Source organism: Lacrimispora sp. 38-1 (assembly GCF_049890855.1).
In the GTDB taxonomy this organism is placed as follows: Bacteria; Bacillota; Clostridia; order Lachnospirales; family Lachnospiraceae; genus Lacrimispora.
Genome location: NZ_JBANEW010000099.1, coordinates 317,597 through 343,085 on the forward strand (window position 1 = coordinate 317,597; position 25,489 = coordinate 343,085).

General features: G+C 43.8%; 25 protein-coding genes. 1 reads left to right on the forward strand and 24 read right to left on the reverse strand.

Annotation, left to right across the window (positions count from 1 at the left end; translation table 11 throughout):
* Positions 1-38 precede the first annotated feature (38 nt).
* The 20 genes from rpsU to V7D18_RS27220 all read right to left on the reverse strand — a co-directional run bounded on the left by rpsU (position 39) and on the right by V7D18_RS27220 (position 21,267).
* Positions 39-215: a 30S ribosomal protein S21 gene (gene rpsU / locus V7D18_RS27125; RefSeq protein ID WP_003504099.1), complete on the reverse strand. Its 177-nt coding sequence runs from the start codon at positions 213-215 to the stop codon at positions 39-41.
* 140 nt (positions 216-355) lie between these two features.
* Positions 356-2,962: an alanine--tRNA ligase gene (gene alaS / locus V7D18_RS27130; RefSeq protein WP_426159259.1), complete on the reverse strand. Its 2,607-nt coding sequence runs from the start codon at positions 2,960-2,962 to the stop codon at positions 356-358.
* Positions 2,963-3,013: 51 nt separating this feature from the next.
* A complete protein-coding gene (locus V7D18_RS27135) occupies positions 3,014-3,163 on the reverse strand; it encodes a hypothetical protein (protein ID WP_170313342.1) in 150 nt (49 codons plus the stop codon).
* Positions 3,164-3,304: 141 nt separating this feature from the next.
* Positions 3,305-4,147, reverse strand: coding sequence for a lysozyme inhibitor LprI family protein (locus V7D18_RS27140; RefSeq protein WP_426159134.1), 843 nt, complete (start codon positions 4,145-4,147; stop codon positions 3,305-3,307).
* A 125-nt stretch (positions 4,148-4,272) separates the two neighbouring features.
* Positions 4,273-4,752 carry a ribonuclease HI gene (rnhA, locus tag V7D18_RS27145; RefSeq protein WP_426159135.1) on the reverse strand — a complete coding sequence of 160 codons (480 nt, stop codon included), beginning with the start codon at positions 4,750-4,752 and terminating at the stop codon, positions 4,273-4,275.
* A gap of 21 nt (positions 4,753-4,773) precedes the next feature.
* Positions 4,774-6,375, reverse strand: a complete 1,602-nt coding sequence (locus V7D18_RS27150; protein WP_426159136.1) for an MBL fold metallo-hydrolase RNA specificity domain-containing protein — start codon at positions 6,373-6,375, stop codon at positions 4,774-4,776.
* Between the two features lie 44 nt (positions 6,376-6,419).
* Complete coding sequence (gene spoIVA / locus V7D18_RS27155; protein WP_426159137.1) at positions 6,420-7,895, reverse strand: stage IV sporulation protein A; 1,476 nt, start codon at positions 7,893-7,895, stop codon at positions 6,420-6,422.
* Between the two features lie 48 nt (positions 7,896-7,943).
* Positions 7,944-9,260, reverse strand: coding sequence for a helix-turn-helix domain-containing protein (locus V7D18_RS27160; protein ID WP_426159138.1), 1,317 nt, complete (start codon positions 9,258-9,260; stop codon positions 7,944-7,946).
* The gene (locus V7D18_RS27165) at positions 9,235-10,248 is read right to left on the reverse strand and encodes an ABC transporter ATP-binding protein (protein WP_426159139.1); all 1,014 of its coding nucleotides are present in this window, start codon (positions 10,246-10,248) and stop codon (positions 9,235-9,237) included. The genes V7D18_RS27160 and V7D18_RS27165 overlap by 26 nt, the downstream gene beginning before the upstream one ends.
* A gap of 20 nt (positions 10,249-10,268) precedes the next feature.
* Positions 10,269-11,063, reverse strand: coding sequence for an ABC transporter permease (locus tag V7D18_RS27170; protein WP_426159142.1), 795 nt, complete (start codon positions 11,061-11,063; stop codon positions 10,269-10,271).
* A gap of 6 nt (positions 11,064-11,069) precedes the next feature.
* Entirely contained in the window at positions 11,070-11,849 is a 780-nt protein-coding gene (locus V7D18_RS27175; RefSeq protein WP_426159144.1) for an ABC transporter permease, read from the reverse strand.
* A 153-nt stretch (positions 11,850-12,002) separates the two neighbouring features.
* Positions 12,003-12,713 carry an ABC transporter ATP-binding protein gene (locus V7D18_RS27180; RefSeq protein WP_426159145.1) on the reverse strand — a complete coding sequence of 237 codons (711 nt, stop codon included), beginning with the start codon at positions 12,711-12,713 and terminating at the stop codon, positions 12,003-12,005.
* A gap of 13 nt (positions 12,714-12,726) precedes the next feature.
* On the reverse strand, positions 12,727-13,485 hold the full coding sequence (locus V7D18_RS27185; protein WP_426159147.1) for an ABC transporter ATP-binding protein: 759 nt from the start codon (positions 13,483-13,485) through the stop codon (positions 12,727-12,729).
* 2 nt (positions 13,486-13,487) lie between these two features.
* Positions 13,488-14,564 (reverse strand): branched-chain amino acid ABC transporter permease, encoded by a 1,077-nt coding sequence (locus V7D18_RS27190; protein WP_426159149.1) that lies wholly within the window; start codon positions 14,562-14,564, stop codon positions 13,488-13,490.
* Positions 14,565-14,573: 9 nt separating this feature from the next.
* A complete protein-coding gene (locus tag V7D18_RS27195; RefSeq protein ID WP_426159261.1) occupies positions 14,574-15,455 on the reverse strand; it encodes a branched-chain amino acid ABC transporter permease in 882 nt (293 codons plus the stop codon).
* Positions 15,456-15,542: 87 nt separating this feature from the next.
* Positions 15,543-16,760 (reverse strand): ABC transporter substrate-binding protein, encoded by a 1,218-nt coding sequence (locus V7D18_RS27200; RefSeq protein WP_426159262.1) that lies wholly within the window; start codon positions 16,758-16,760, stop codon positions 15,543-15,545.
* 151 nt (positions 16,761-16,911) lie between these two features.
* On the reverse strand, positions 16,912-17,919 hold the full coding sequence (locus V7D18_RS27205) for an NAD(P)H-dependent glycerol-3-phosphate dehydrogenase (protein WP_426159264.1): 1,008 nt from the start codon (positions 17,917-17,919) through the stop codon (positions 16,912-16,914).
* Between the two features lie 10 nt (positions 17,920-17,929).
* Complete coding sequence (gene plsY, locus V7D18_RS27210; RefSeq protein ID WP_426159150.1) at positions 17,930-18,574, reverse strand: glycerol-3-phosphate 1-O-acyltransferase PlsY; 645 nt, start codon at positions 18,572-18,574, stop codon at positions 17,930-17,932.
* 2 nt (positions 18,575-18,576) lie between these two features.
* Positions 18,577-19,905 carry a ribosome biogenesis GTPase Der gene (der, locus tag V7D18_RS27215; protein WP_426159152.1) on the reverse strand — a complete coding sequence of 443 codons (1,329 nt, stop codon included), beginning with the start codon at positions 19,903-19,905 and terminating at the stop codon, positions 18,577-18,579.
* A gap of 3 nt (positions 19,906-19,908) precedes the next feature.
* Positions 19,909-21,267, reverse strand: a complete 1,359-nt coding sequence (locus V7D18_RS27220) for a DUF512 domain-containing protein (protein WP_426159153.1) — start codon at positions 21,265-21,267, stop codon at positions 19,909-19,911.
* A 202-nt stretch (positions 21,268-21,469) separates the two neighbouring features.
* Between V7D18_RS27220 and V7D18_RS27225 the strand changes: the two genes are divergently transcribed.
* Complete coding sequence (locus V7D18_RS27225) at positions 21,470-22,648, forward strand: ribose-phosphate pyrophosphokinase (protein ID WP_426159154.1); 1,179 nt, start codon at positions 21,470-21,472, stop codon at positions 22,646-22,648.
* 63 nt (positions 22,649-22,711) lie between these two features.
* On the opposite strand, the gene pgeF is transcribed toward V7D18_RS27225, so the two are convergent.
* From pgeF to ylqF, 4 genes are all read right to left on the reverse strand, one after another.
* Positions 22,712-23,566, reverse strand: coding sequence for a peptidoglycan editing factor PgeF (gene pgeF, locus V7D18_RS27230; RefSeq protein WP_426159156.1), 855 nt, complete (start codon positions 23,564-23,566; stop codon positions 22,712-22,714).
* Positions 23,567-23,580: 14 nt separating this feature from the next.
* Positions 23,581-23,922, reverse strand: a complete 342-nt coding sequence (locus V7D18_RS27235; RefSeq protein ID WP_426159158.1) for a YraN family protein — start codon at positions 23,920-23,922, stop codon at positions 23,581-23,583.
* A complete protein-coding gene (locus tag V7D18_RS27240) occupies positions 23,915-24,571 on the reverse strand; it encodes a ribonuclease HII (protein ID WP_426159160.1) in 657 nt (218 codons plus the stop codon). Before V7D18_RS27240 ends, V7D18_RS27235 begins: the two co-directional genes overlap by 8 nt.
* A 71-nt stretch (positions 24,572-24,642) precedes the next feature.
* A complete protein-coding gene (ylqF, locus tag V7D18_RS27245; RefSeq protein WP_426159162.1) occupies positions 24,643-25,488 on the reverse strand; it encodes a ribosome biogenesis GTPase YlqF in 846 nt (281 codons plus the stop codon).
* Between the last annotated feature and the right edge of the window lies 1 nt (position 25,489).

The window sequence follows — 25,489 nt, forward strand, 5'->3', positions numbered from 1 at the left end:
GGTCACAAAAAAGAGACCAGGGATTCATCTTTTAAGAATTAGTTATATTTACGTTTTCTTGCAGCTTCAGACTTTTTCTTACGTCTTACGCTTGGCTTTTCGTAATGCTCTCTCTTACGAATTTCCTGCTGGATACCTGCTTTTGCACAGTTTCTTTTGAATCTGCGTAAAGCGCTATCTAAGCTCTCGTTGTCTTTAACGATTACATTTGACATAGCTCACACCTAACCTCCCTCCAGTTGTGTACTTGTGCATAATACAACTGTTTGGGTATTTTATAGCACTGATATGATTATAGCATAATTTTGCCATACGTCAAGAAAAATTTTTTATTATTTTTCAATTATTACGGCAATTATCTCAGCTGTTCACCCACAACTTCTGCCACTTTGGATAAGCATTCATCAACTCCTGCCGGATTCTTACCGCCAGCCTGAGCCATGTTTGGACGTCCGCCGCCGCCTCCTCCCACAAGGGAAGCTATGGCCTTAATTAAGTTGCCTGCATGAGCTCCCTTTTTCTGAGCTTCATCGGTAACAGCAGCCATTAAATTGACCTTTCCATCCTGTACAGATGCGATTACGATTACGCCTTCTCCCAGCTTGTCTTTTAACTGGTCACCTAAGTTCCGAAGACCGTTCATATCCACATCCAGAACTTTCACAGCCAGAACTTTCGTGCCCTTTACTTCTGTCACCTGATCCATAACATCGCCAAGAGAATCATTGGCCAGCTTACTCTTTAACTTCTCATTTTCAGAGTGAAGAGTCTTTATCTCCTCCAGGAGAGATTCTATCTTCGCAGTCAGGGAAGCAGGTGTGGTTTTTGCAGCCTTTGCTGCTTCATGCAGAGCCGCTTCGGTTTCTTTATAATAATTCATTAATCCGTCACCGGTTAATGCCTCAATTCTGCGGACGCCGGCTGCAATGCCGGTCTCAGAAAGGATCTTAAAGGATCCGATGACACCTGTATTGGAAATATGGGTACCTCCGCAAAGTTCTGTGGAGAAATCGCCCATTTTTACCACGCGGACACTGTCTCCGTATTTTTCACCAAATAATGCCATGGCGCCAGACTTTTTAGCTTCCTCAAGAGACATGATCTCTGTCTGTACCGGGAGGGATTCTTTGATTTTTTCATTAACAAGAGTTTCCACCTTATCAATCTCTTCCGGTATTAAAGCGGAAAAATGAGTAAAGTCGAAACGGAGTCTGTCACCATCAACGAATGATCCTGCCTGCTCTACATGGCTGCCAAGCACGGTTCTCAATGCTTTCTGGAGAAGATGGGTGGCGCTGTGGTTTTTGCCTGTATTCTGACGGTTTTTCTCACAGACCTTACAGGTTACCTTATCACCGGTCTGCAGCATACCTTTTACAACCTTTCCCACATGACCGACTTTGCCGCCCTGAAGATGAATGGTATCCTCAACTTTGAATTCTCCGGTTTCACAGATAATTATACCGGTATCGCCCTGCTGACCGCCCATGGTTCCGTAAAAAGAGGTTTTTTCCGTTACGATCGTTCCGGTCTCTCCGTCTGTCAGGGCTTCCACAAGATCGCTGTCACTGGTAAGTGCAGTGATCACAGTATCACAGATTAAACTGTCATAGCCTGTAAACTCCGTTGTGAGGGACGGATCAATAGACTGGTAAACCGTAACATCCGCACCCATATAATTCGTGGTCTTTCTGGCATTTCTGGCTGTTTCACGCTGTTTCTGCATGGCTGCCTTAAAGCCTTCTTCATCCACACCGAACTGTTTTTCTTCCAGAATCTCAAGAGTTAAGTCAAGAGGGAATCCGTAGGTATCATACAGCTTAAAGGCATCTTCACCAGTCAGAATCCTGCTGCCTCTTTTTACCATATCTTCTTCCAGTTCATTTAAAATGGCAAGTCCCTGATCAATGGTCTTATTAAACTTATCTTCTTCCTGAGTAAGGACCTTTAATATCATGGCCTTCTTTTCTTCCAGTTCCGGATAACCGTCCTTTGAAAGTTCTATGACAGTTGTGGATAAATCCGCGAGGAATTTGCCTTCGATTCCCAGAAGCCTTCCATGGCGGGCAGCCCTTCTTAAAAGACGGCGGAGAACATAGCCTCTGCCTTCATTAGACGGCATAATTCCATCGGAAATCATAAAGGTACAGGAACGGATATGATCGGCAATGAGACGAAGTGACACATCAACATCTGCATCCTTTTTATATTCTGTATTGGCCAGCTTTGCCACACGGTTTAAAAGTGCTTTAATCGTATCTACATCAAAAATGGAATCCACATCCTGCACAACCACTGCAAGACGCTCCAGACCCATTCCTGTATCAATATTCTTCTGCTTTAATTCTGCATAATTGCCCTGACCATCGTTCTCAAACTGTGTAAATACGTTATTCCATACTTCCATATAACGGTCACAGTCACAGCCTACGGTGCAGCCAGGCTTTTTACAGCCATATTTTTCACCCCGGTCATAATAGATCTCAGAACATGGACCGCATGGACCTGCTCCGTGCTCCCAGAAGTTGTCTTCCTTGCCAAACCGGAATATACGCTCCGGTGCAATGCCGATATCTTTGTTCCAGATTTCAAAGGCTTCATCATCTTCCAGATATACGGAAGGATACAGCCTGTCCGGATCCAGTCCGACTACCTCTGTTAAAAATTCCCATGACCAGTGAATTGCTTCATTCTTGAAATAATCTCCAAATGAAAAGTTGCCAAGCATTTCAAAAAATGTGCCGTGGCGGGCAGTTTTGCCTACATTCTCAATATCACCGGTTCTAATACACTTCTGGCAGGTTGTTACCCTTCTTCTTGGAGGAAGCTCCTGACCTGTAAAATATGGTTTTAAGGGTGCCATACCCGAGTTGATCAATAACAAGCTGTTATCATTATGTGGAACCAGGGAGAAGCTTTTCATCGCTAAATGTCCCTTGCTCTCAAAGAATTCAAGGTACATTCTCCTCAGTTCATTCACACCGTAGTTATTCACGTTACTGTCCTCCGTTAGTTATTTTGTCTCATCCGCACCAGCTGCGGCACTGGCGGCATCTTTATAATCTCTGTATTTCTTTCCGCATACAATTCCGCCCCAGGAAATAAGCAGGAAAAACAGGAATTTAATAGCGGTTCCCAGGAAACTTGCAAATATTGCTGTCATTATTTTTTCCTCCCGAAAGTTATTATAATATCGCTCATTTTATTATCCTATCACAAGGAATTTTATTTAGCAAGATATTCATTTGTTATTTTTTTCATGCAAATGAAAAAGTACGGTAAAAACCGTACTTTTTCGTCGTTTCTATGGAGTAAGATATTCCGCATATTCCTCGATCAGGCTGTAAGCCCTTTCTCTCGTGGATTCAGCAAGAGAAGCTGTATATTCAAGTTCTTCCAGGGTTCCCCCGCTGTATTTTTTGGCAGCTTCTCCCGCTTTTATATCCCTGTCTTTAATCCAGGACTGCTGGGAGGCTTCCAATTGTCTTTTTAAATCTTCAGGCAGGGTTTCAGAAATCGCTTCATATATCGTATTCTGCTCCCGGTTCCAAAGCTTCAGTTCTTTGTCAGCCAGGGCTTTCATGGAATAGGTGTTGGAATCAGCCGAATCCTCCCTCATCTTTTTAATCTGGGCATCCAGCTCCTTTAAATGCTTTCTGAAATAATCCGCACCTTCAGACGGAGCTGCCGCCTGGGCTGTCTTGGCCTTGGAATCCGGAGTAATCGGGGTTATCACAGGTTCCGAAACGGCAGACTGTGTTTCACTTTCACCGTATGTATCCGCACCCTCTGCAGCCGGTTCTGATAAAAGCGCTCTTTTCATCATCGGCTCCTGGGTATCCTGTAATACAGCACTTTCGTCGTCCTCTTCTGACTGGGATGTATCTGAAGATGCTTCCGTTTCTTCGGGAACAGATTTCTTCTGTGTTTCTTTTGAAATCATCACATCCGGAGAGATCTGCCTGACAGAACCGCTTCCTGTTTTTTCTTCTTTTAGAAACTGGCTGTCTTCGGAATATCCCGAAACTGCGGAAGAATTCGTTGTACTGTCTTTTCCCTTTACGAAGCTGAAGGTAGCAAAGGTCACCAATATGCCTATGACCAGTATACTTCCTATTACAATCCAAATTCCTCTGTTTCTATTCATGACGTTTCATCCTAACATGCTTTAATGAAATTACCATATCACAAATAAAAAAGAAAGAAAATAGGAAACCGGATTTAGTAAGAGATTGTAAGAGATATGTAAGTTTTATCCACTCACTTTTCTCTTTAGGAAAGGCCTTCATCTGTAAGCAGATCATGTCCGTCAGCTGCACTGGTAGCCAGCACATCACACCTTTCATTCATGGGATGACCAGCATGTCCCTTTACCCAGTGAAAGGAAACCTGGTGCATCTGTATTGCCCTCAGCAGGCGCTCCCATAAATCAATGTTCTTTACAGGACCGCTCTTTCCCCTTTTCCAGTCATTCTTTACCCAGTTATCAATCCAGTGCTGGTTAAATGCATCCGTTAAATATTTGGAATCCGAATACAGCTCCACCTGGCAGGGTCTGGTTAAAGCCTCCAGACCTGCAATCGCTGCCATCAGTTCCATGCGGTTATTAGTGGTTTTCACATATCCTGCAGACATTGATTTTTCATGGAGCTGCCCCTTAGAATCTGTAAACTGCAAAATCGCGCCGTAACCTCCCGGTCCGTCAGGATTTCCTCTCGCAGCTCCATCTGTAAATAACTGTACCTTTGTCAATTTCTCATGTTCTCCTTATTTTCATCTGTCCCATTTATCACACAATGAATTAATCTGATCTGCAAATTTGGCAAGATCTTTATTGGCCCCGCCCTCATTATGGCGGATTACCTGCAGGAGCCGTTCTCCTGCTGCAAACAGTCTGGCGTAAACACCAACAGGTTTTTTAGCGGTTTCCGGTACTCTGACTACAGCGACTCCTTCTGCTTCATCCACCCATTTACCCAGGGCGAGATCATATATGGAACCGGAATAGGGCGCACTTACCTGGTAAGCATACTCTTTCTTTAAAAGCTGTTCAAAGGAATTGCAGACCAGATCATCGCCATGAACCAGAAATACTTGTCGCGGTTTTTCTTCAAATGCATTCAACCAGGCAATCAATCCTTCCATATCTGCATGGGAACTCATCCCACCCATCTGTTCAATATGGGCTTCCACCTGAATGGTTTCACCAAAAAGCCTTACATCGGTGCTGCCATCGATCAGGCTTCTGCCAAGCGTCCCTATGGACTGATAGCCCGTAAAGACAATGGTACACTCCGGGCGCCACAGATTATGCTTTAAATGGTGCCGGATCCGCCCGGCATCGCACATTCCTGCAGCCGATATAATTACTTTGGGCTTTGAATTAAAATTGATGTTTCTTGAATCTTCACTGGTGACCGAGAGCTTCAGGCCCGGGAATGAAATCGGATTAATCCCCTTCATAACCAGCTCCCTGGTTTCTTCATCATAACAGTCTACCAGATTGTCTTTAAAAACTTCCGTTGCCTCAACTGCAAGAGGGCTGTCAACATATACCTCAAATCCATCATGACCTGTAATCCGGTTTTCGGACTTGATCCGCCGGAACATATAAAGCAGTTCCTGGGTTCTTCCTACTGCGAAAGCAGGAATCACCACATTACCGCCCCGGTCAAGTGTTCTTTGGACAATATCCGCAAGTACGCTCACATGATCCGGTATTTTGCCGTGAAGGCGATCTCCGTAGGTACATTCCATCACTACATAATCTGCATCCTTTATGTACTGCGGATCACGGATCAGCGGCTTGTTCTTATTGCCGATATCGCCGGAGAAAACAATTTTCCTGGAACAGTTTTCTTCCCTGATCCAGGTTTCGATGGAGGCGGAACCAAGAAGATGACCCACATCGGTAAATCGGATGGTGAGGCCATCTTCCAGTTCCACTTTTTCATTATACTGATAAGACCGAAACAGCTCCAATACACCCATGGCATCATTCATTCCATAGAGGGGCTCTTCTTCCGGAAGACCTGCACGCCTTGCTTTCCGGTTTTTCCATTCTGCCTCAGACTCCTGAATATGGGCACTGTCCTTAAGCATGATTGCGCATAGATCAGCGGTTGCATCCGTAGAAATCACTTTTCCCCTGAAGCCTCTGGCGTAGATAAAAGGAAGCAATCCTGCATGGTCAATGTGGGCGTGAGTCAGAAGCACATAATCAATCTGGGCGTAGCTGACGGGCAGGCTGGCATTTTCAAACCGGTCAATCCCCTGCTCCATTCCGCAGTCCACAAGAATCCTTAAGCCTGCCGCTTCCAGATAATGACAGCTTCCGGTTACCTCATGGGCTGCGCCGATGAACGTCAATTTCATAAAAGCCCTCCTTTTGTATTTGTTTTTCCTATTATACCATTAATTTAGATAATAATGCAAATCATACCGCCATTACTATCGTTAATTATTTTTTGGAGGGTGTCCTGCAGCTTCATCTGACAGTCATCTGTAAGCTGGGATATTTTCGTCTGAATTCCGTCTTCCACAATCTGTTCAATGGATTTACCAAAGATATTGGTATTCCAGATACCTTCTTCGCTTTCTCTGGCATTTTCCTTTATATAGGCAATTAAATCTTCTGCCTGCTGTTCACTTCCTACGATGGGAGCGATTTCTGTCTGAATATGGGCTTTAATTAAGTTAATGGATGGGGCCTCTGCACGCATTTTTACACCGTACTTATTCCCGTGTTTAATTACTTCCGGCTCATCAAGCATGATTTCAGAACGCTCGGGAGTCACTACGCCATAACCTTTCATTCTGACCTGGCTCATGGCCTGATTGACCTTTTCATATTCCTTTTTCATTTTTGCAAGCTCGCTTAATGTCTGCATCAGCTGATATTCCCCTTCAATCGGGATTCCTACGTAATCGCTTAAAATCTGATAATAAAAGCTGTCATCCACATCCATGTCAACGGATACGCTTCCGTCTGCCATGTTCATGTTCTGAACCTTCACCCCGCGGATGCTCTCTGTTTCCCCGTTAAATAAACCGGCAGATACATCTTTCATCTGGGTTACCTTCTTTACCATGTCCTTGGCTGCCTGAATCACCTGAGCCTTTAACCAGTGTGTGGCAGGAAGTATTTCAAGCCATTTTGGAATGTAAAAATCCATTTCCGTTACAGGGAATTCCTTTAATACACGCTCCAGAATGTTTCCCACATCTTCTTTCTTCAACTGCTCACAGTTAATCGGCATAACTGTAACACCATACTTCACACTCATATCCTTTGCCAGGGCAACGGTTTCATCTGAGAATGGTTTTGCAGAATTTAAAAGTATAAGAAATGGTTTTCCAAGATTCTTAAGTTCCTGGACGGTGCGTTCTTCTGCAGCTATGTAATTGGGACGCTTCAGTTCACCGATGGAACCGTCTGTTGTAACAACGACACCGATGGTGGAATGATCATTGATTACTTTTCTCGTACCGATTTCCGCCGCTTTGGTAAATGGGATCTCATAATCAAACCAGGGTGTTTTTACCAGACGCTCTTCCTCATTTTCAATATGCCCCGCTGCGCCGTCCACCATAAAACCAACACAGTCGATGAGGCGGACCTTTGTCTCAATCTCATCTCCCAGCCGGATGGTTGCGGCCTCTTTGGGAATAAATTTAGGTTCCGTCGTCATAATGGTCTTTCCGGCTGCGCTCTGAGGCAGTTCGTCCCTTGTCTGAGTTTTCTGGTGTTCGTCTTCCATGCCCGGCAGTACCATCAATTCCATAAAACGCTTGATAAAGGTGGACTTTCCTGTTCTTACGGGGCCAACCACTCCAATGTAGATTTCTCCGTTGGTCCGGGCTTTGATATCATTGTATACGTTATAATTGTCCATAAAGATTCCCCCTTCTGTGCTGTTACACTATATGCGGGGGTGAAAAGATTATTCCCTTTTCTTTTCGATCCTGTTAAGGATGGATTTACCGGTATTTAATATTTTCCTGTATTCTTTTTTTGAAATGATTCCCTCATGCAGCGCCTCTTTTAATTCCCCGCTGTTCAGTGTTATTACCCTGCCGTCTGCAGAACACATGATTTCTAAATACAACAGGGTAAATGTAAGGAAATGATCCTTATGACGGTGTAAGTTCCTGATGATATAGTAATGATCCCTCACCGCCTCTTTGCTGCTGTCAAAAACTGTTTTCCGATACCAGTCTTCCCCATCCGGAAAAAACAGATGGTATTCATTTTCAGAGGTTTTCCATCGAACCGGTTCTGTTTCGTCATCAACAGAAAAGAAATAATTCGTTTCTTCACAGGGGATACGGCAGGCAAATCCATGGATACCCATATGGGATTCCCGGTAAACATGACTGACCTCACCTTTGTAAAGCCCGGAAGCATCATCACAGCGGAGCTTTAAGGTAGGTAATCCATCCGGACCGGTATAGTTGCGGAACAGCCGATTATGGGCCTTTTCTATGGTAAGGTTTAAAATATCAAACAGCTGTTTCGATGTTATTCCCCTGGCAGTAATCTGACTCACTCCTGCAAACATGGATAAGGAAATCTCATTGCCTTTATAAGTAAATGCGGCACCATTTGCTTCAAGTACCTGTAATGCTGCGTTTCTGGCAGAATGAAATCCTGCTCCTCCTAAATTAACTGCAAACTTATCGCCTGCAAGCCGGTAAATGGAACAGTCTCCGCCCAGGTATTCTTCCAGCCGTTGCAGCGCATGTAAGGCCGCGGCCTCCCCCGCCTCTTTCCCATAGCAGGTTTTTATAAACCTGATGCCGACAATATCAAAACACACAACTGATGAACAGTCTCTTGCCTTTAATTCTTCTGTCAGACCGGTCAGATCATATCGTCTGCGGAAAACGCCGCATTCATCGCAGATAAATTCCTGTCTGGGATAAAGTCCGTAAAAATGCCTTTTCTTTCTGTATACACCGGGAGTCTCCTGCCATATTTTATAAAAGGCTCTGGTAAAAACTTCCTGGGAGCTGAAGCCGTAATAAAAGGCTATCTGACAGACCGATTCCTGTGTTTTAATAAGGCGGCATGCTGCTTCAGAAATCTTCCTTCTGTTTACATACTCCATCATCCCATACTGGAATACCTTATGAAATAAGTACTTTAAATTTGAAACGGAATAATTGCAGGCAGCTGCAATCTCTTCTGCTGCTATTGTTTCTTTGATATGGTCTTCCACATATTGAATTGCATCATTTAGAATATAATAACTGTCCACTTGCTTCTCCTGGTTGAGAGGTGTATATTTTTCGTACGATCTCATCAATTTCTGGTTTTTTAATTGTAATATCCGTAACCTCAAAGAGTTCCGAAATGCGGCTTAACAGAACGTTCATGGAGACGAGTCTGGGATTGATGCTGTAGGTATGGCAGAGGGGAAACTCTTTTATAAGCTCTACGCCATCTAAGTGTAACGGTTCTTTGCAGCACCGGAATGTGACCTCTGCGTAGTACTGGTCTGCCCCCTGTGACTTAAACGTACCAACCGGCTGATCAAGCACCAGCTTACCATGATCGATCATAATAATCCGGTCGCAGATTTCTTCTATATCAGCCATATCATGGGTTGTAAGAATTACCGTTGTCTTTTTTTCATGGTTTAACTCTCTTACAAATTTTCTTATTTTATCCTTCACCACCACATCAAGTCCGATGGTTGGTTCGTCCAGATACAGAATATCAGGATCGTGCAAAAGGGCAATCGCCAGTTCTGCTCTCATTTTCTGCCCCAGACTTAATTGCCGGACCGGTTTATTTAAAAAAGACTGCATCTCTAAGAGTTCCGTGAACATCTCCGTATTTCTTTGAAACCGGACTTTTTCAGTTCCATACATTCTCCGGTACAGCTCAAACGTGTCTTCCATGGGAAGGTCCCAGTTAAGCTGGGATCTCTGACCAAAGACAACACCGATGTGCCTTGCATTTTCTTTTCTGTTTTCCCAGGGGATGATTCCTCCGGTTTTTATCGTCCCGTAAGTAGGCGTGATGATTCCCGTCAGCATTTTTATGGTCGTGGATTTCCCTGCTCCATTCGGTCCGATGTATCCAACCAGTTCCCCTTTCTCTACAGTAAAAGATAAATCATCCACTGCTTTTCTCACCTCATAGCTGCGGTTTAATAGAGAAGAAAGAGCGTTTTTTAATCCCTCAGGACGTTTAAAACTCTTAAATTCTCTGGTTACATGATCAACTGCTATATAAGACATCGTTTCCCTCCGCTCATATTTTACGATCCAGTGCTCTGGTATGCATGAAGCCCCTTTTGCCAGAATCTGTAGGCAATAAAAAATACAAAAGCTCCCACAAAAGGTGTGAGGAACAAAAATAACGGTGACAGCATCCCCTCCTGTCTGTTAATAAAAAACTGGACAGGATAAAAATTAATAAATCCATAAGGCAGCAGAAACGTCAGCAAAAAACGGATGCCGCCATGATAAATAGTGAGTGGATATTGCAGAAAGCAGGTCAGATTCTTGTAAAAAAGCCGATACAGACCATCGCTTTTCAAAAACCAGAAAGCAGGTACTGTTGTTACCATGAAACCGGCAGCCTGTATTAACGAAGCGCCGGCTATATCAAGGATCAGCCAGACTATCTGATTAAAAGACAGAGAGATTCCCAGATTGTGCAGGCTGATTCCTATTATTGACCCTGCTATCACATAATTGCTGGTATATCCTGCGCTTACTTTGGTACAGATCAGATAAATAAGAGGATTCACCGGCTTTGTTAAAATTCCATCAAGCTCTCCGCTGCGAATCAGCCTGGGCAGCTTGCCGAAGCCTCCCATAAAAAATGTTCCCGCTATGGAATAAGAGAGAACATCAAAGGCGTATAAAAGAAGTATCTCATATAAGCCCCACCCCGCCACAGGCCCAACTTTTTTAAGCAGAATGACAAGCAGTATAAAACCGGAAGACCAGCCCAGTATTTTAGCAGTCATTCGCATAAGATACTGTCCCCTGTATTCCAGCTGTGTCAGAAAAGCAACTTTAGCAAATGCACCATACAGACCAAACATAATCTTTCACCCTCCCTGTATTTCTATACTGCTTTGAATCCGCTTCCATATCATCCTCTCTGCCATAAAAAGAATGAGCATCCATGTAAACTGAATGAGCAATAGTTTCTGCCACTGGTCCGCTTCCTCCATTCCAAGCCATATGGCAACCGGCTTATATGCCACATAGGAAAAGGGAAGAACATCACAAAATGACTTCAGCCAGTCAGGATAAAACCAGAGAGGAATATCGATTCCGGAAAAAAGAAGAAACAGTGCATCTGCTGTCATGCGTGTATAGGTACCGTCTTTCATCCAGAAGACCAATAGTCCTATGGTATATTGGATAGAAAACATAATTAAAATTCCAAGAGTCAGACTGATAAAGAAAATCAAAACAGTTCCCGGTCCCGGGACAGGCAGTTTCCATAGAAAAAATGACACTGCAGCGATAAAGATCCCTTCAAACAAAACATGATATAAATTCTCTCCTAACTGTCCAAAGAAGTAATACCATTTTAAAGAAATGGGGCGGATAAAATCAATCGCAATCATTCCTGTCCGAAAACGATCCGCCAGTTCCTCGGCTATCCTGGAACGCAGCAAACCGTTTACCATGGCAGCTATCACCGAATAGGAAACCATGGTTTGAAAGCTGATATTCTTTATTCCGCCTGCGTTAAGAATCGCCTGCCAGATACAGATTTTTATGTAGACAGCAAGCCAGTCACCAATAATCTGAAAAAGCAGATTCCATTTATACTGAATTTGCTGCCGAAAGCAGCATTTCATAAGCACCCAGTACATATCCTGCCTCCTTTCAATTTTTAGATTCCGAATGCTATCTTACCATAATCATGCACTGCTTTCTTGATGTTTTGGACAAACTTTTCCATGTGAGACAAAAACAGATACTGCATTCAGCAAGTTTCTGCTGCAGTATCTGTTTCAACCTGTTCGTTATTCGCTTAAATATGCCTTCTTTACAGAATCATCATTCATCAGTTCTTTGGCATCACCGCTTAACACAATGGAGCCGGTTTCTAAAACATAGGCCCTGTTTGCAATGGATAATGCCTTCTTTGCATTCTGTTCCACCAAAAGAACCGTTGTACCCGACTTGTTGATTTCCTGAATAATATCAAAGATTTCATTCACGTAAATAGGGGAAAGTCCCATAGACGGCTCATCAAGGACGATTACCTTGGGGTGGCTCATGAGCGCACGTCCCATGGCAAGCATCTGCTGCTCCCCACCGCTTAATGTACCGGCGGGCTGGTTCTTTCTTTCCAAGAGTCTGGGGAAACGTTTGTAAATCATCTGAAGAGTTTCTTCTATTTCATTTTTATCTCTTCTCGTATAGGCACCAAGCTTCAGATTCTCATACACACTTAAAGCTGCAAAAACCCTTCTTCCTTCCGGAACGTGGGCCATGCCCATACCTACGATTTTATCTCCCCTGATTTTGGTAATATCGTTACCATCAAACTGTATGCTGCCGGATGATGCTTTGATCAGACCGGTTATTGTATGAAGAGTGGTTGTCTTGCCGGCGCCGTTGGCACCGATCAGTGCGACAATCTCCCCTTCCTTTACTTCAAAGGAAATATCTTTTAACGCCTTGATGACGCCATAATATACTTCCAGGTTTTTCACTTCAAGTATTGCCATGTTGAAAGCCTCCTTATTCTCCCAGATATGCCTTGATGACTTCCGGATCATGAAGCACATCCGCTGTTTTACCCTGGGTAAGCACCTGACCGAAATTCAGCACCGTCAAACGCTCACAAATCCCGGAGACAAGCTTCATATCGTGTTCTATTAAAAGAATGGTCATATCAAAATTATCCCGTACGAAACGTATGGTATCCATAAGTTCAGCTGTCTCATTGGGATTCATACCAGCCGCCGGCTCATCAAGAAGCAGGAGTTTGGGACCAGTCGCAAGCGCTCTTGCTATCTCAAGCTTGCGCTGTTTTCCATAAGGCAGATTGGACGCAAGGGTATCCTTCTCCTTATCCAGATCAAAGACCTTTAAAAGCTCTACCGCTTTCTCATCCATCTCTTTCTCAACCTTAAAATATTGGGGAAGCCTTAAGATTCCGGCAATGGTGGAATAAGGATGACTGTTGTGAAGACCGGTTTTAACATTATCCAGAACCGTTAAGTCTTTAAAAAGACGGATGTTCTGGAATGTTCTTGCTATTCCGGCCCGGTTAATATCCACAGTTTTCTTCCCAGTTATATTATCTCCGTCTAAGAGGATCGTTCCGGCATTGGGTTTATAAACACCGGTTAAAAGGTTAAAAATCGTGGTTTTTCCCGCACCGTTTGGACCAATCAGACCGTAAAGCTGTCCCTTTTCAATGGTGATGCTGAAATTATCTACAGCCCGAAGACCGCCAAATGAAATTCCAAGGTTTTTAATTTCCAGTAAAGCCATGATTATACCCTCTCCTTCTTAGCCCTGTTCAAATGAAAATAACGTTTCCTGAAATCGATCAGCTTCGGACTCCAGTTAAATATCATCATGACAATCAGGATGATGGCATAAATCAGCATACGGTAAGCATTTAAACCTCTTAACAGCTCAGGAAGCAGCGTCAGTAAAACTGCCGCAATCATGGAGCCCCTGATATTTCCGATTCCTCCAAGTACCACAAACACCAGAATCATAATGGACTGGTTATAGCCGAAATTCTTCTGAGTCGCTGTCAGGGAAGAAAGGTTATGGGAATATAAAACTCCTGCAACTCCTGCAAGGGAGGCGGAGATGGTAAATGCCATAAGTTTGTACTTGGTTATATTAATACCAATGGATTCAGCTGCAATTCTGTTATCGCGGACAGACATAATCGCACGGCCGGATCTGGAATTGATCAGATTGAGGACAATGAACAGTGTGATCAGAGTCAGGATTACACCGATCACAAACGTGGAGTTTTTTGGTGTACCGGTAATACCCTGTGCACCATTTAAAATCACGGTTCCGTCCTTTTCCATATTAAGCGCCATGGCATTCTTCATGGAAAAGTGAAATCCGCCTGAATCCTTTCCAAGATAAATAACGTTCACAACATTCTTAATAATCTCACCAAAAGCCAGTGTTACAATCGCAAGATAGTCACCTCTGAGCCTTAAAACAGGAATTCCCACAACAATACCTGCGGCTGCAGCTGCAGCTGCACCCACTAAAATTGCCAGGAAAAATCGAACTCCGGCATTGGGTATGGAATCCATCATGGAAATAGAGAAAACCGAGCTGGAAAATGCTCCCATACACATAAAACCAGCGTGGCCAAGGCTCAGTTCTCCCAGAATACCTACCGTCAGGTTTAAGGAAATTGCCATAATACTGTAAATACAAAGAGGTACTAAAAGCCCCTTCATCAGACTGCTGACTTCTCCGGCTGAAATTAAAAGCTGTACAATAATAAATGCAGCAATCACAATGCCGTAAGTAATTAAGTTGGTTTTTAACGTTTTATCGATATGAATCTTTTTTGCTGTACTTTTTTCCATTCCGTCCACCTATACTTTCTCATTGATCTTCTTGCCGAGAATACCGGTAGGCTTTACAAGAAGGACAACGATGAGAACTGCGAAAACAATAGCATCGGAAAGCTGGGATGAAATGTAAGCTTTGCTTAAGTTTTCAATCACGCCCAGAAGCAGGCCTCCGATTAACGCCCCCGGAATTGAACCGATTCCTCCAAATACAGCAGCAACGAATGCCTTAATTCCAGGCATGGAACCGGTATATGGGGTAAGGGTCGGGTATGCAGAGCAAAGAAGTGCCCCTGCAATCGCAGCCAGAGCAGAACCGATTGCAAAGGTAAGTGCAATGGTACCATCTACATTAATTCCCATCAGCTGGGCTGCTCCCTTGTCTTCTGACACGGCGAGCATGGCCTGTCCTGCTCTTGTCTTCTTAATGAATGCAGTCAGTCCAATCATAATAATAACACAGCTGATAATTGTAACGATCGTTTCTCCTGAAATCGTCAGCTTTCCTTCTGCCAGCTTTAATGCCGGAATTTTCACAACAGAAGTAAAGGATTTTGGATTGGAACCAAAGACAAGCAGTGCGATGTTTTGAAGCAGGTAGCTCACACCGATTGCCGTAATCAGAACTGCCAGAGGACTTGCCATACGTAAAGGACGATAAGCGACGCCCTCAATGACCACGCCCAATACAGTACATAGAATAACCGCAAGGAGAATGCCCGCAACAGGACCTAAGCCCATTGTGCTGACAACTGTGAACACCACGTATCCTCCAATCATAATAACATCACCATGAGCAAAGTTAAGCATCTTGGCAATGCCATATACCATGGTATATCCAAGAGCAATGATTGCATAAACACTGCCAAGGCTTAAACCATTAATAAAATAGGATATGAAACTCATCATACCAACGCACCTCATTCGTCTTTATTAAAGAAAATTATATCAAAGAAGAGGGTCGTCCCTTGGACGGCCCTCCAGCGGGTCATATTACATTGCTGTATATACGCCGTTTACAATCTTTACTGCCTTAGGAGCCTTATCCGGTTCTCCGTCTGCAGTCCACTTCATATTTTCACCGGTCAGTCCGTTGATGGAAATCTCGGTCATTGCAGTTTTTAACTTATCGCAGATTGCAGAAGCATCCATATCTGCTGTGACGCCTGCTTTTTCAGCTGCTGCCTTCACTGCGTAAACTGCATCGTAAGCATCTGCTGCAAACTGGTTTGGAGTCTCACCGTACTTCTCTTTGAAAGAGGTTACGAATTTCTGAGTAAGATCATCCTTGGCATCAGCTGCGAACGGTGTTAAAAGCATTACATTCTCAGCAAGAGCTGTATCGAAATTCTCTACTGTAAGAAGTCCGTCAAGACCATCACAGCCAAAGAACGCAGGTGCATATCCCATCTGTTTTGCCTGGGCAAGAATTAAAGCTGCCTGTGAATAATAAATAGGAAGGAAAACAAGCTCTGCACCGGAATCCTGTGCTTTCTGAAGCTGTACAGAGAAGTTTGTGTTGTTATCTGCTGTAAAAGCTTCATCAGCTGCAATTTCAATGCCCTGATTTGCAGCTTCGGAAATAAATTTATCATGAATGCCGGATGAGTAAACATCGGAGCTGTCATAAATAACCGCTACTTTGGTAGCCAGTTTGTTTTCACCGATATACTGTGCTGAAGCGACACCCTGGTTAGGATCTGAGAAACATACACGGAACTGATTTTCAAACTTGGTACAGTCTGCAGCAGATCCGGATGGTGTTAACTGGAACATGTTATCGTTGCTGGATTCTGCACCAACTGCAATACAGGGAGCTGAAGTAACAGTTCCTACCAGTAACTGCATACCCCAGTCTTTTAAGGTATTGTAAGCATTCACTGATTTTTCCGTATCATTTTCGTCATCCTGGAAATTAAATTCGATCTTTGCACCGTTAATACCTCCGTTTGCATTAATCTCATTGACTGCCAGTTCTGCACCATTCTTTACGGCCTGTCCGTAAATAGCAGTGCTTCCGCTGATAGGGCCGATTCCGCCGATCTTAATTGTACCCTCTCCTGCTGCTGCGCCGCCGGCTGCGGTGGTCTGTGCCTCACCCTTTGATTCTGTTCCAGCTGCGGTTGTTCCCTCTGAAGCTTTTCCGCTTCCGCAGGCAGTTAAAGATGCCGCCATGGCAATTGCCAAACCAAGACTCAGTAACTTTTTCATAGATTTTTTCACAATCCATTCCTCCTCATGAAACAATTTTATATACGGCACATTAACGTTGTAACGTATACATAGTCTTTATAATAAAATGGCTTTTAAAAAATGTCAACTAATTTTGTTTCAAAACAACAAAATAAAGTCAGCTTTTGAATTATTCCCACGGAATATCAGAACTTTCAATCGTCTTATCCCGCAGCATTAAATCCCGAACTGCTTCTGACGCTGACTTGCCGTCAAACAGCACTGCGTTCACCTGTTCTACGATAGGCATGGACACCTCATATTTCTGTGATAAGGCCAGCGCTGCTTTTGCAGAGTAGACTCCCTCTACAACCATCTTCACTTCCCTTGTGGCTTCTTCCATGGACTTTCCCTGGCCTATGAGAATTCCGGCTCTTCTGTTCCGGCTGTGCATGCTGGCGCAGGTTACAATTAAGTCACCGATTCCGGATAACCCCCCGAACGTCTGAATCTTTCCTCCCATTGCAGTGCCAAGTCTGGAAATTTCAGTAATGCCTCTGGTGATCAAAGCAGCCTTTGTATTATCTCCATATCCCAGTCCGTCTGCAATACCCGCTGCCAGCGCAATGACATTCTTTAAAGACCCTCCAAGCTCAATCCCCTGAATGTCCGGGCTTGTATAGACCCGGAATACCTCGCTCATAAACATGCTCTGAATGTATTCGGCAGTCTTTCTCGTAGACGCGCCTGCCACACAGGTCGTGGGAAGTCCCTTGCTCACTTCCTCCGCATGACTTGGTCCGGATAATACCGCAACATCTGCCATAGGCAGCTCTTCTTCCAGAATCTCAGACAAAGTCATCAGAGTCGTTTCTTCAATTCCTTTTGCCACATTCACAACCACCTGCCCATAGCGGCAGAATGGATTCATCCGTTTCGCCGTTGACCTGACATAAACAGACGGAACTGCAGTAACTAAAAGATCCTTTCCTGTCATGGCTTCTTCCAGATCTTCCGTAAATACCATGTCTTCCGGAAGTATCAGTTCCGGAAGCGTATGATGCCGGTGAATCTGCTCCATCTCTTTAATTTCCTCCGGCAGAGCGGACCAGACCGTCACCTCATGTCCATTATTATATAGAAGTACAGATAATGCCATACCCCAGCTTCCTGATCCGATGATTCCAATTTTAGCCATCTGACTCACCTCATTTTGTTTTTCCTGATCCAAAGGATATTTTATTCTCTTTGCCACGGATCAGCCTGCCGATATTTGCCCTGTGGCGCCAGAATGCCTGACCGCTGATCAATGCCGCAACTATGTAAAATTCCGGCAGAAGATCCTGTTTCAGTCCATATGCACCCACAGATGCAAACACACACATCCAGATAAGGAATATGGTTGCTACAACCAGTGAACCAAGAGATACATATCTTGTAATCAATACGATTAAAATAAAAGAAATCAGGCACAAAAGGGTCATTCTTAAATCAGTCGCCATAATAAGACCTGCAGTAGCGGCAATTCCCTTTCCGCCCTTGAACTGCAGATAAAACGGATAATTATGACCCAGAATAACACCGAAACCGGTATACAGGATCAGAAGATATATCATCTCCGGCTGGTTCTGAAACACCAGGCGGATTGCCAGGCAGGGAAGAAGCGACTTTAAAAAATCACCGAAAAAGACGACTGCTCCCGCTTTAGGCCCCATGACCCGTAGTGCATTGGTGGTGCCGGAATTACCGCTTCCGTATTTTCTGATATCAATTTTTTGTGTTTTCCCATAAAAATAACCGGATTGCAACAGTCCGCAAAGATATCCTGCAATAAGGCAGATGATTCGTTCCATAATTATTGTTCCTTTCCGCTCCGCTCTCTATAAATAAACTTTAAGGATGTTCCCTTAAAACCAAACGCATCCCGGATCTTGTTCTCTATATACCTGGTATAGGAGAAATGGGTGAGTTCCTTATCGTTTATAAAGATAACAAACGTCGGCGGTTTCACAGCTACCTGGGTGATATAGTAAAGGCGGAGACGCTTGCCCTTGTCAGACGGCGGCTGCTGAAGAGCAACTGCTTCCGTCATAATTTCATTTAAAACTCCGGTTGCAACGCGCAGAGTCTGATTCTCCCTGACCATATCAATCAGTTCAAAAAGCTTATTCATTCTCTGTCCGGTCTTTGCAGAAATAAATATAAACTCCGCATATGGCATAAAGGATAAGGTATCTTTTATTTTCCTGGTGTATTCATAAATGGTCTTGTCATCTTTTTCAATGGCGTCCCACTTATTCACAGCCACAATGATTCCCTTGCCCCGTTCATGGGCAATTCCTGCGATCTTGGCATCCTGCTCGGTAACGCCTTCTTCTGCGTCGATTACCACAACCACCACATCGGCCCGTTCTACTGCTGTCACAGTACGGATAATGCTGTAACGCTCCAGCTCTTCTTTAATTTTACTCTTTCTTCTAAGTCCTGCTGTGTCAATAAATACGTATTCCGTACCATTATGGACGATTTCCGTATCTACGGCATCTCTTGTAGTCCCTGCAATATTGGATACAATGACACGGTTTTCACCCAGCAGCTGATTAATAATAGAAGATTTTCCCACATTGGGTTTTCCAACGATTGCGATTCTTGGACGGTCATCATCTTCCTCTTCTGTCTGAAATGTGCCAAAATGTTTTGCAACTTCATCAAGCAAATCACCAAGTCCCAGTCTGGAAGCCGCTGAAACAGGGATGGGATCTCCGATTCCAAGATTATAAAATTCATATACATCATTGCCGAACTTCTGGAAACTGTCCACCTTATTCACTGCAAGGACAACCGGTTTCTTTGATTTGCGAAGCATATCTGCAACCTTTGAATCGGCATCTACCAGACCCTGACGTACATCCACAATAAACACGATGACATCTGCAGTAGCAATGGCGATCTCCGCCTGTTCCCGCATCTGGGAAAGGATGATATCACTGCTGTCCGGTTCAATTCCGCCGGTATCAATCAGGGTAAAATTCATATCCAGCCAGGTACAGTCGGCATAAATACGGTCTCTTGTTACTCCCGGTGTGTCTTTTACAATAGAAATAGTCTCACCGGCTAAAACATTAAACAGCGTAGACTTTCCCACATTAGGGCGGCCTACGATGGCAACTACTGGTTTACTCATATATTATATCTCCTTTAATTCATATCCGTCGTAAGAAGGTTTCTTTTCCTCAGTGTATCCTAAAACAGCGTAAACGAAATCCTGACCGCTTGATTTTACAATATCTACCTGTACTTGTAAAGCATTTTGTACATCCTGACGGGTCAGGTCATCAAGAAATACCTCTTCTCCGCTGCGAAACATGCACTCTGGAAGAAGAAGTCTCTTCCCAAGAGGTTTTCCTTTTAACTGGGCGATCAAATCCTGTCCGGTAATTAAACCGGCAACTGTAATCTGCTCACCAAAGAAATGATTAACGATAGGGTAGACATGAACGGTCCGCCCCGGAAACCTTTCGCAAACCAGCCTTGCATGATCTTCTATAAATGGCGCTGCAAGCGTTCCTGTTGCAATGGATATCTCCTCTGCGGCATCATCTTCCCCTTCTTCTTTCAGGGCTTCTTTTACCTCAGTCTCTAAAAGCCGAAGCATACCCACACCATTTTCCAGCTGAATGTATCCGTCATACCGGTTTTCTTCCGGCATAAGTCTCTCAGCCAGAATATAAAACTCATCGCTCGCATGAATAAAATGGCAGCCATGCTCTTTAAAAAGTGACTTCTGCCACCGCTCCACAATCTCCAGAACGGATATGGCATCCTCTTTTGTAACAGGGCTTAAAGGGAATAATCCATCCCTGAATTTTGATACGCCTACCGGCACCACCGATACACTTTCCATATAAGGGAGATACTTCGATAAATCTCTTATGGTTCGTTCCAGTTCTTCTTTGTCATTCACACCTTTGCACAGCACGATCTGTCCGTTCATGGATATCCCTGCCTCATACAGCCGGTCAATTTTTTCAAGAGCTTCACCTGCAAACCGGTTATGAAGCATCTTACACCTCAGTTCAGGATTCGTGGTGTGAACAGATATATTAATAGGTGCCAGTTTAAACTCAATGATCCGCTCAATATCGTGTTCACTCATGTTGGTTAAGGTGACATAGTTTCCCTGTAAGAACGAAAGTCTGGAATCGTCATCTTTAAAGTAGAGAGTGTCCCTCATTCCGGGAGGCATCTGGTCAATAAAGCAGAAAATGCAGTTATTCCTGCAGGTACGGTACTCACTCATCAGACCGTTCTCGAAAGTAAGTCCTAAATCTTCATATTGGTTCTCTATTTCTAATTCCCACTCTTCCCCGTTTTTTTTCCTTACGGTCATAAGAATGGATTCACTGTTTACGTAATACTCATAATCGAAGATGTCTTCCAGTTCATGTCCGTCGATGGAAAGAACTTCATCTCCTGGTTCCAGTTCCAGTTCTTCTGCAATAGAACCGGTGTCTACAGCTTTAATAACATGTCCTCTTTTGCTCATTTCTATTTTACCTTTCTGCAGCTATCTTTTATATCATAACAAGATTGTCACTCTTTGTAAAGGAAGCGTTTTTTGTTTTTTTCAGCGAAATACTGCAAAGACTATTGACGCATTCTGTCATTCAATGGTATAAAAAGATGTAAGATTATAAAACAGGCAGTCTTACGACTGGCTGTTCATTTATTATGGAGGAATCTTTGTCATGGCAAATGATTATGTATTTAACGACCAGCTACCTGTTGCTCCCTTAAAGATCGCAGCGCTGGAAAGCTGCGGGGAACTGGCCAGGAAGGTAAATGACCATATTGTCGGTTTTCGCAGAAACGATATCGAGGAGTTAAAGCGCCGTGAGGCAGATCTTCACTACCGCGGTTACGATATCGATTCTTATCTTCTAAGCTGCGAGTGTCCTCGCTTTGGAAGCGGCGAAGCAAAAGGAATCGTCAAGGAATCTGTCCGTGGTACCGATGTTTTCGCAATGGTGGATGTCACTAATTACAGCATATCCTATACAGTGAACGGATATACAAACCACATGTCTCCTGACGATCATTTTCAGGATTTAAAGCGTATTCTCGGTGCATGTACAGCTACTGCCCACAGGGTCAGCGTAATTATGCCATTTCTATATGAAAGCCGCCAGCACAAGAGAACCAAGCGGGAATCCCTTGACTGTGCAATGGCATTAGAAGAACTGGTGAATATGGGAGTAAGCAATATTATTACCTTTGATGCCCATGACCCCAGAGTGCAGAATGCCATCCCTTTAAACGGCTTTGACAATTTCATGCCGACTTACCAGTTTACGAAAGCAGTTTTAAGACAATATCCTGATTTAAAGATTGACAAAGAACACATGATGGTTATAAGCCCCGATGAAGGTGCCATGGACCGCGCCGTATACCTTGCCAATAACTTAAGTGTAGATATGGGTATGTTCTACAAAAGAAGAGATTATTCCAAAGTTGTAGGCGGACGCAACCCCATCGTAGCTCATGAGTTTCTTGGTGCTTCCGTGGAAGGCAAAACAGTGCTGATCGTAGATGATATGATTTCTTCCGGGGAAAGCATGTTGGATACTGCCAGGGAATTAAAAGAACGCAAGGCGGACAAGGTAATTGTATGCTGTACATTCGGACTGTTCACCAATGGTCTTGATAAGTTTGATGATTATTACAGCAAAGGATACATTGACAGAGTTGTAACTACAAACTTAAATTACCGTCCCAAAGAGCTGTTTAACAGAGAGTGGTATGTAGAAGCCGACATCAGCAAGTATATCGCTGCAATTGTAAATTCCTTAAACCACGATGTCTCCATCAGTACAGCATTATCCTCAACGGATAAGATTCAGCAGCTGCTGAAAAAATACAAAGCATAAGCCACTTATATCATGCAGTAAAAGTCCGGAAGAACGAACGGATTCTTCCGGATTTTTACTGCCTTATTCTTTTAATCCCAGAAATGCTGCCAGATTACCCCTGTCATTTCCGCAGGTGCGGTGAGAAAACAGATAATCGGAATTGCAGTGGGTGCAGATATCCGTTATCTGTATGTTCTCCGGTCTCAATCCGGCCTCCGTCAGTATGATTTCATTGGCTTTCCATAAATCCAGCATGAACTTGCCATTCTCTTTTTCCCGCAGAATCTTATCCCAGTCTTTTTTTGCAAAAGCCTTTTTAAATTCCAAAGCCACCTCTTCCCCTACTTCATAGCAGTCCCCGCAGATACTGGGACCGATACAGGCAATTAAATCTTCTGCTTTTGTTTTGTATACTTCCTTCATTTTTTCGGCCGTGACTGCTCCCATACGCTTTACCGTGCCTCTCCAGCCCGAATGGCTGAGTCCGATTGCTTTATGCACCGGATCTAAGAAATACAGGGGAACACAGTCCGCATAAAAGGTGACCAGAGTAATTCCCGGGACATTGGTGATAAGCCCGTCAACATCTGTGTAATCTCTTTCCTTTACAATTCCCTTGCCGGCATCCTCTTTCGTAACCAGACGGACATTGGTGGTATGGGTCTGATAAGATAAAACCATCCGTTTTTCGTCGACGCCAAGAGCTGCACCCATTCTTTTGTAATTCTCCATTACATGATCGGGATTGTCTCCTCTGGTAAATGTAAAATTAAGTGTTGCAAATTTACCCTGGCTGACTCCACCCATTTTTGTGGAAAATCCCTGGGTAACCAGTCCTGTTTTTTCCAATATGGGAAAGGATAAATAAGGTACCGGATCTGTCTCAATATAATCCATTCCCAGTTCTTTGTCCTTACGTTTCCATATATCACTCATTCCAGCACCTCCTTTTAAAATGCATCCGGAATCAATCTGATTTCCTGCCCTAAGATAGCCACCACATCAAACCTGCATGGGACGGACTCTCCCAGCCGGTGTCTGTATAAATACCGTCTAGCAGTATTCCTTATTTTCAGCTGTTTTCTGGCATCCACCGCTTCTGCAGGATCTCCCTTTTTTATATTCTCCCGGTATTTTACCTCTATAAACACATAATACATTCCATCTTTTGCTATTAAGTCGATTTCTCCTGACCGGTCCCGGTAATTCCGCTCCAGAATTTCATAGCCGGCACGTTCCAGATAATCTGCTGCGATCCCTTCAAACCGGCTTCCGGTCTCTCTGTTATTCATGGTTCTCCCCGGACACGAAATGTTTAATGAAACTCCTCCTGTGAATGGGGCATGGTCCATGTTCTTTCAGTGCTACAATGTGGGCTCCGGTGCCATATCCCTTGTGTTTTGCAAAACCATACTGGGGAAATAGTTTATCATACTCTTCCATCATATGATCTCTTGTCACTTTTGCCATGATACTGGCAGCTGCGATTGACACGCTTTTTCCATCCCCTTTCACGATGGGGATCTGGGGAATGTCAAGCAATGGAATGGTAACCGCATCATTTAACAGGATTTCAGGTACCATTCCCATTTTTGAAACCGCAGTTCTCATGGCTTCATAGGTTGCCTGCAATATATTGATTTCGTCAATCCTGTCCGGACCCACTACGCCCAGTCCAACTGCCAGTGCCTTTTCCTGTATTTCCTCAAATAAAGCTTCCCTGCGCTTTTCAGACAGCTTTTTCGAATCATTTAAAAAGAGGATTTCACAATCTCTGGGTAGTATAACCGCTCCTGCAACAACAGGTCCTGCCAAAGGACCCCTTCCTGCCTCGTCAATCCCGCAGACAAGTACGTGAGCATCATATTTCAGTTCAAATTCCTTCATCACTTCTAACCGTTTTAACTCTTCCAGACGTTTCTCTTCTGTTAATTTTCTCATCCTTTTTCTCCAGTAATATGATTAAAAATAAGGACCTGCTCCTGTAAATGAGCCGGCCCATTGATGTATTCTTATGATTGCTGCGGAGTCTCCAGGGTCAGACGGCCCAGTTTTCCGCTTCTGAAGTCCTCAATCAGCAGATTAGCCGCTCTGTTTAAATCCAGTTCTCCTCCTCTTGCAAGACAGGCTCTGGCCTTTGCGATCTGCATGAGACCTTCCAGCGGATCTTCTGCTGAAAGCTCATAACGTTCGGATAAAACATGCGGATAGGATTTCATTAAGAAACGGATCAGTTCCATGGCCAGTTCCTCTTTATTTAAAATCTCATCGTTGATGGAACCGATGAGAGCAAGACGGATGCCTACCGTCTGATCTTCAAATCTTGGCCACAATATTCCCGGTGTGTCAAGGAGCTCCAGGCTTTTATTCAGACGGATCCACTGGTTTCCCTTTGTGACACCCGGCTTATTTCCTGTTTTTGCACAGGCTTTCCCTGCGAAAGAATTAATAAATGTGGACTTTCCCACATTGGGAATTCCAACTACCATGGCACGTACCGGGCGGTTTAAGATTCCCCTTCTCCGGTCCCGTTCGATCTTTTCCTTACAGGCTTCCAAAACAACACCGTTAATAGATTTTAAGCCTGCACCGCTTTTTGAATTCACTTTTACAACATGACAACCCTTTTCTTCAAAATAAGCTGCCCATGCATTATTACACCGTTCATCTGCAAGATCTGATTTATTCAGCAGTATCAGGCGGGCTTTCCCTGCTCCCAGATCATCTATATCCGGATTTCGGCTGCTTAAAGGCACTCTTGCATCTACCAGTTCGATAATCAAATCAATTAATTTGATATCTTCCTTCATTGCCCTTTTGGCTTTGGTCATGTGACCTGGATACCATTGTATATTCATA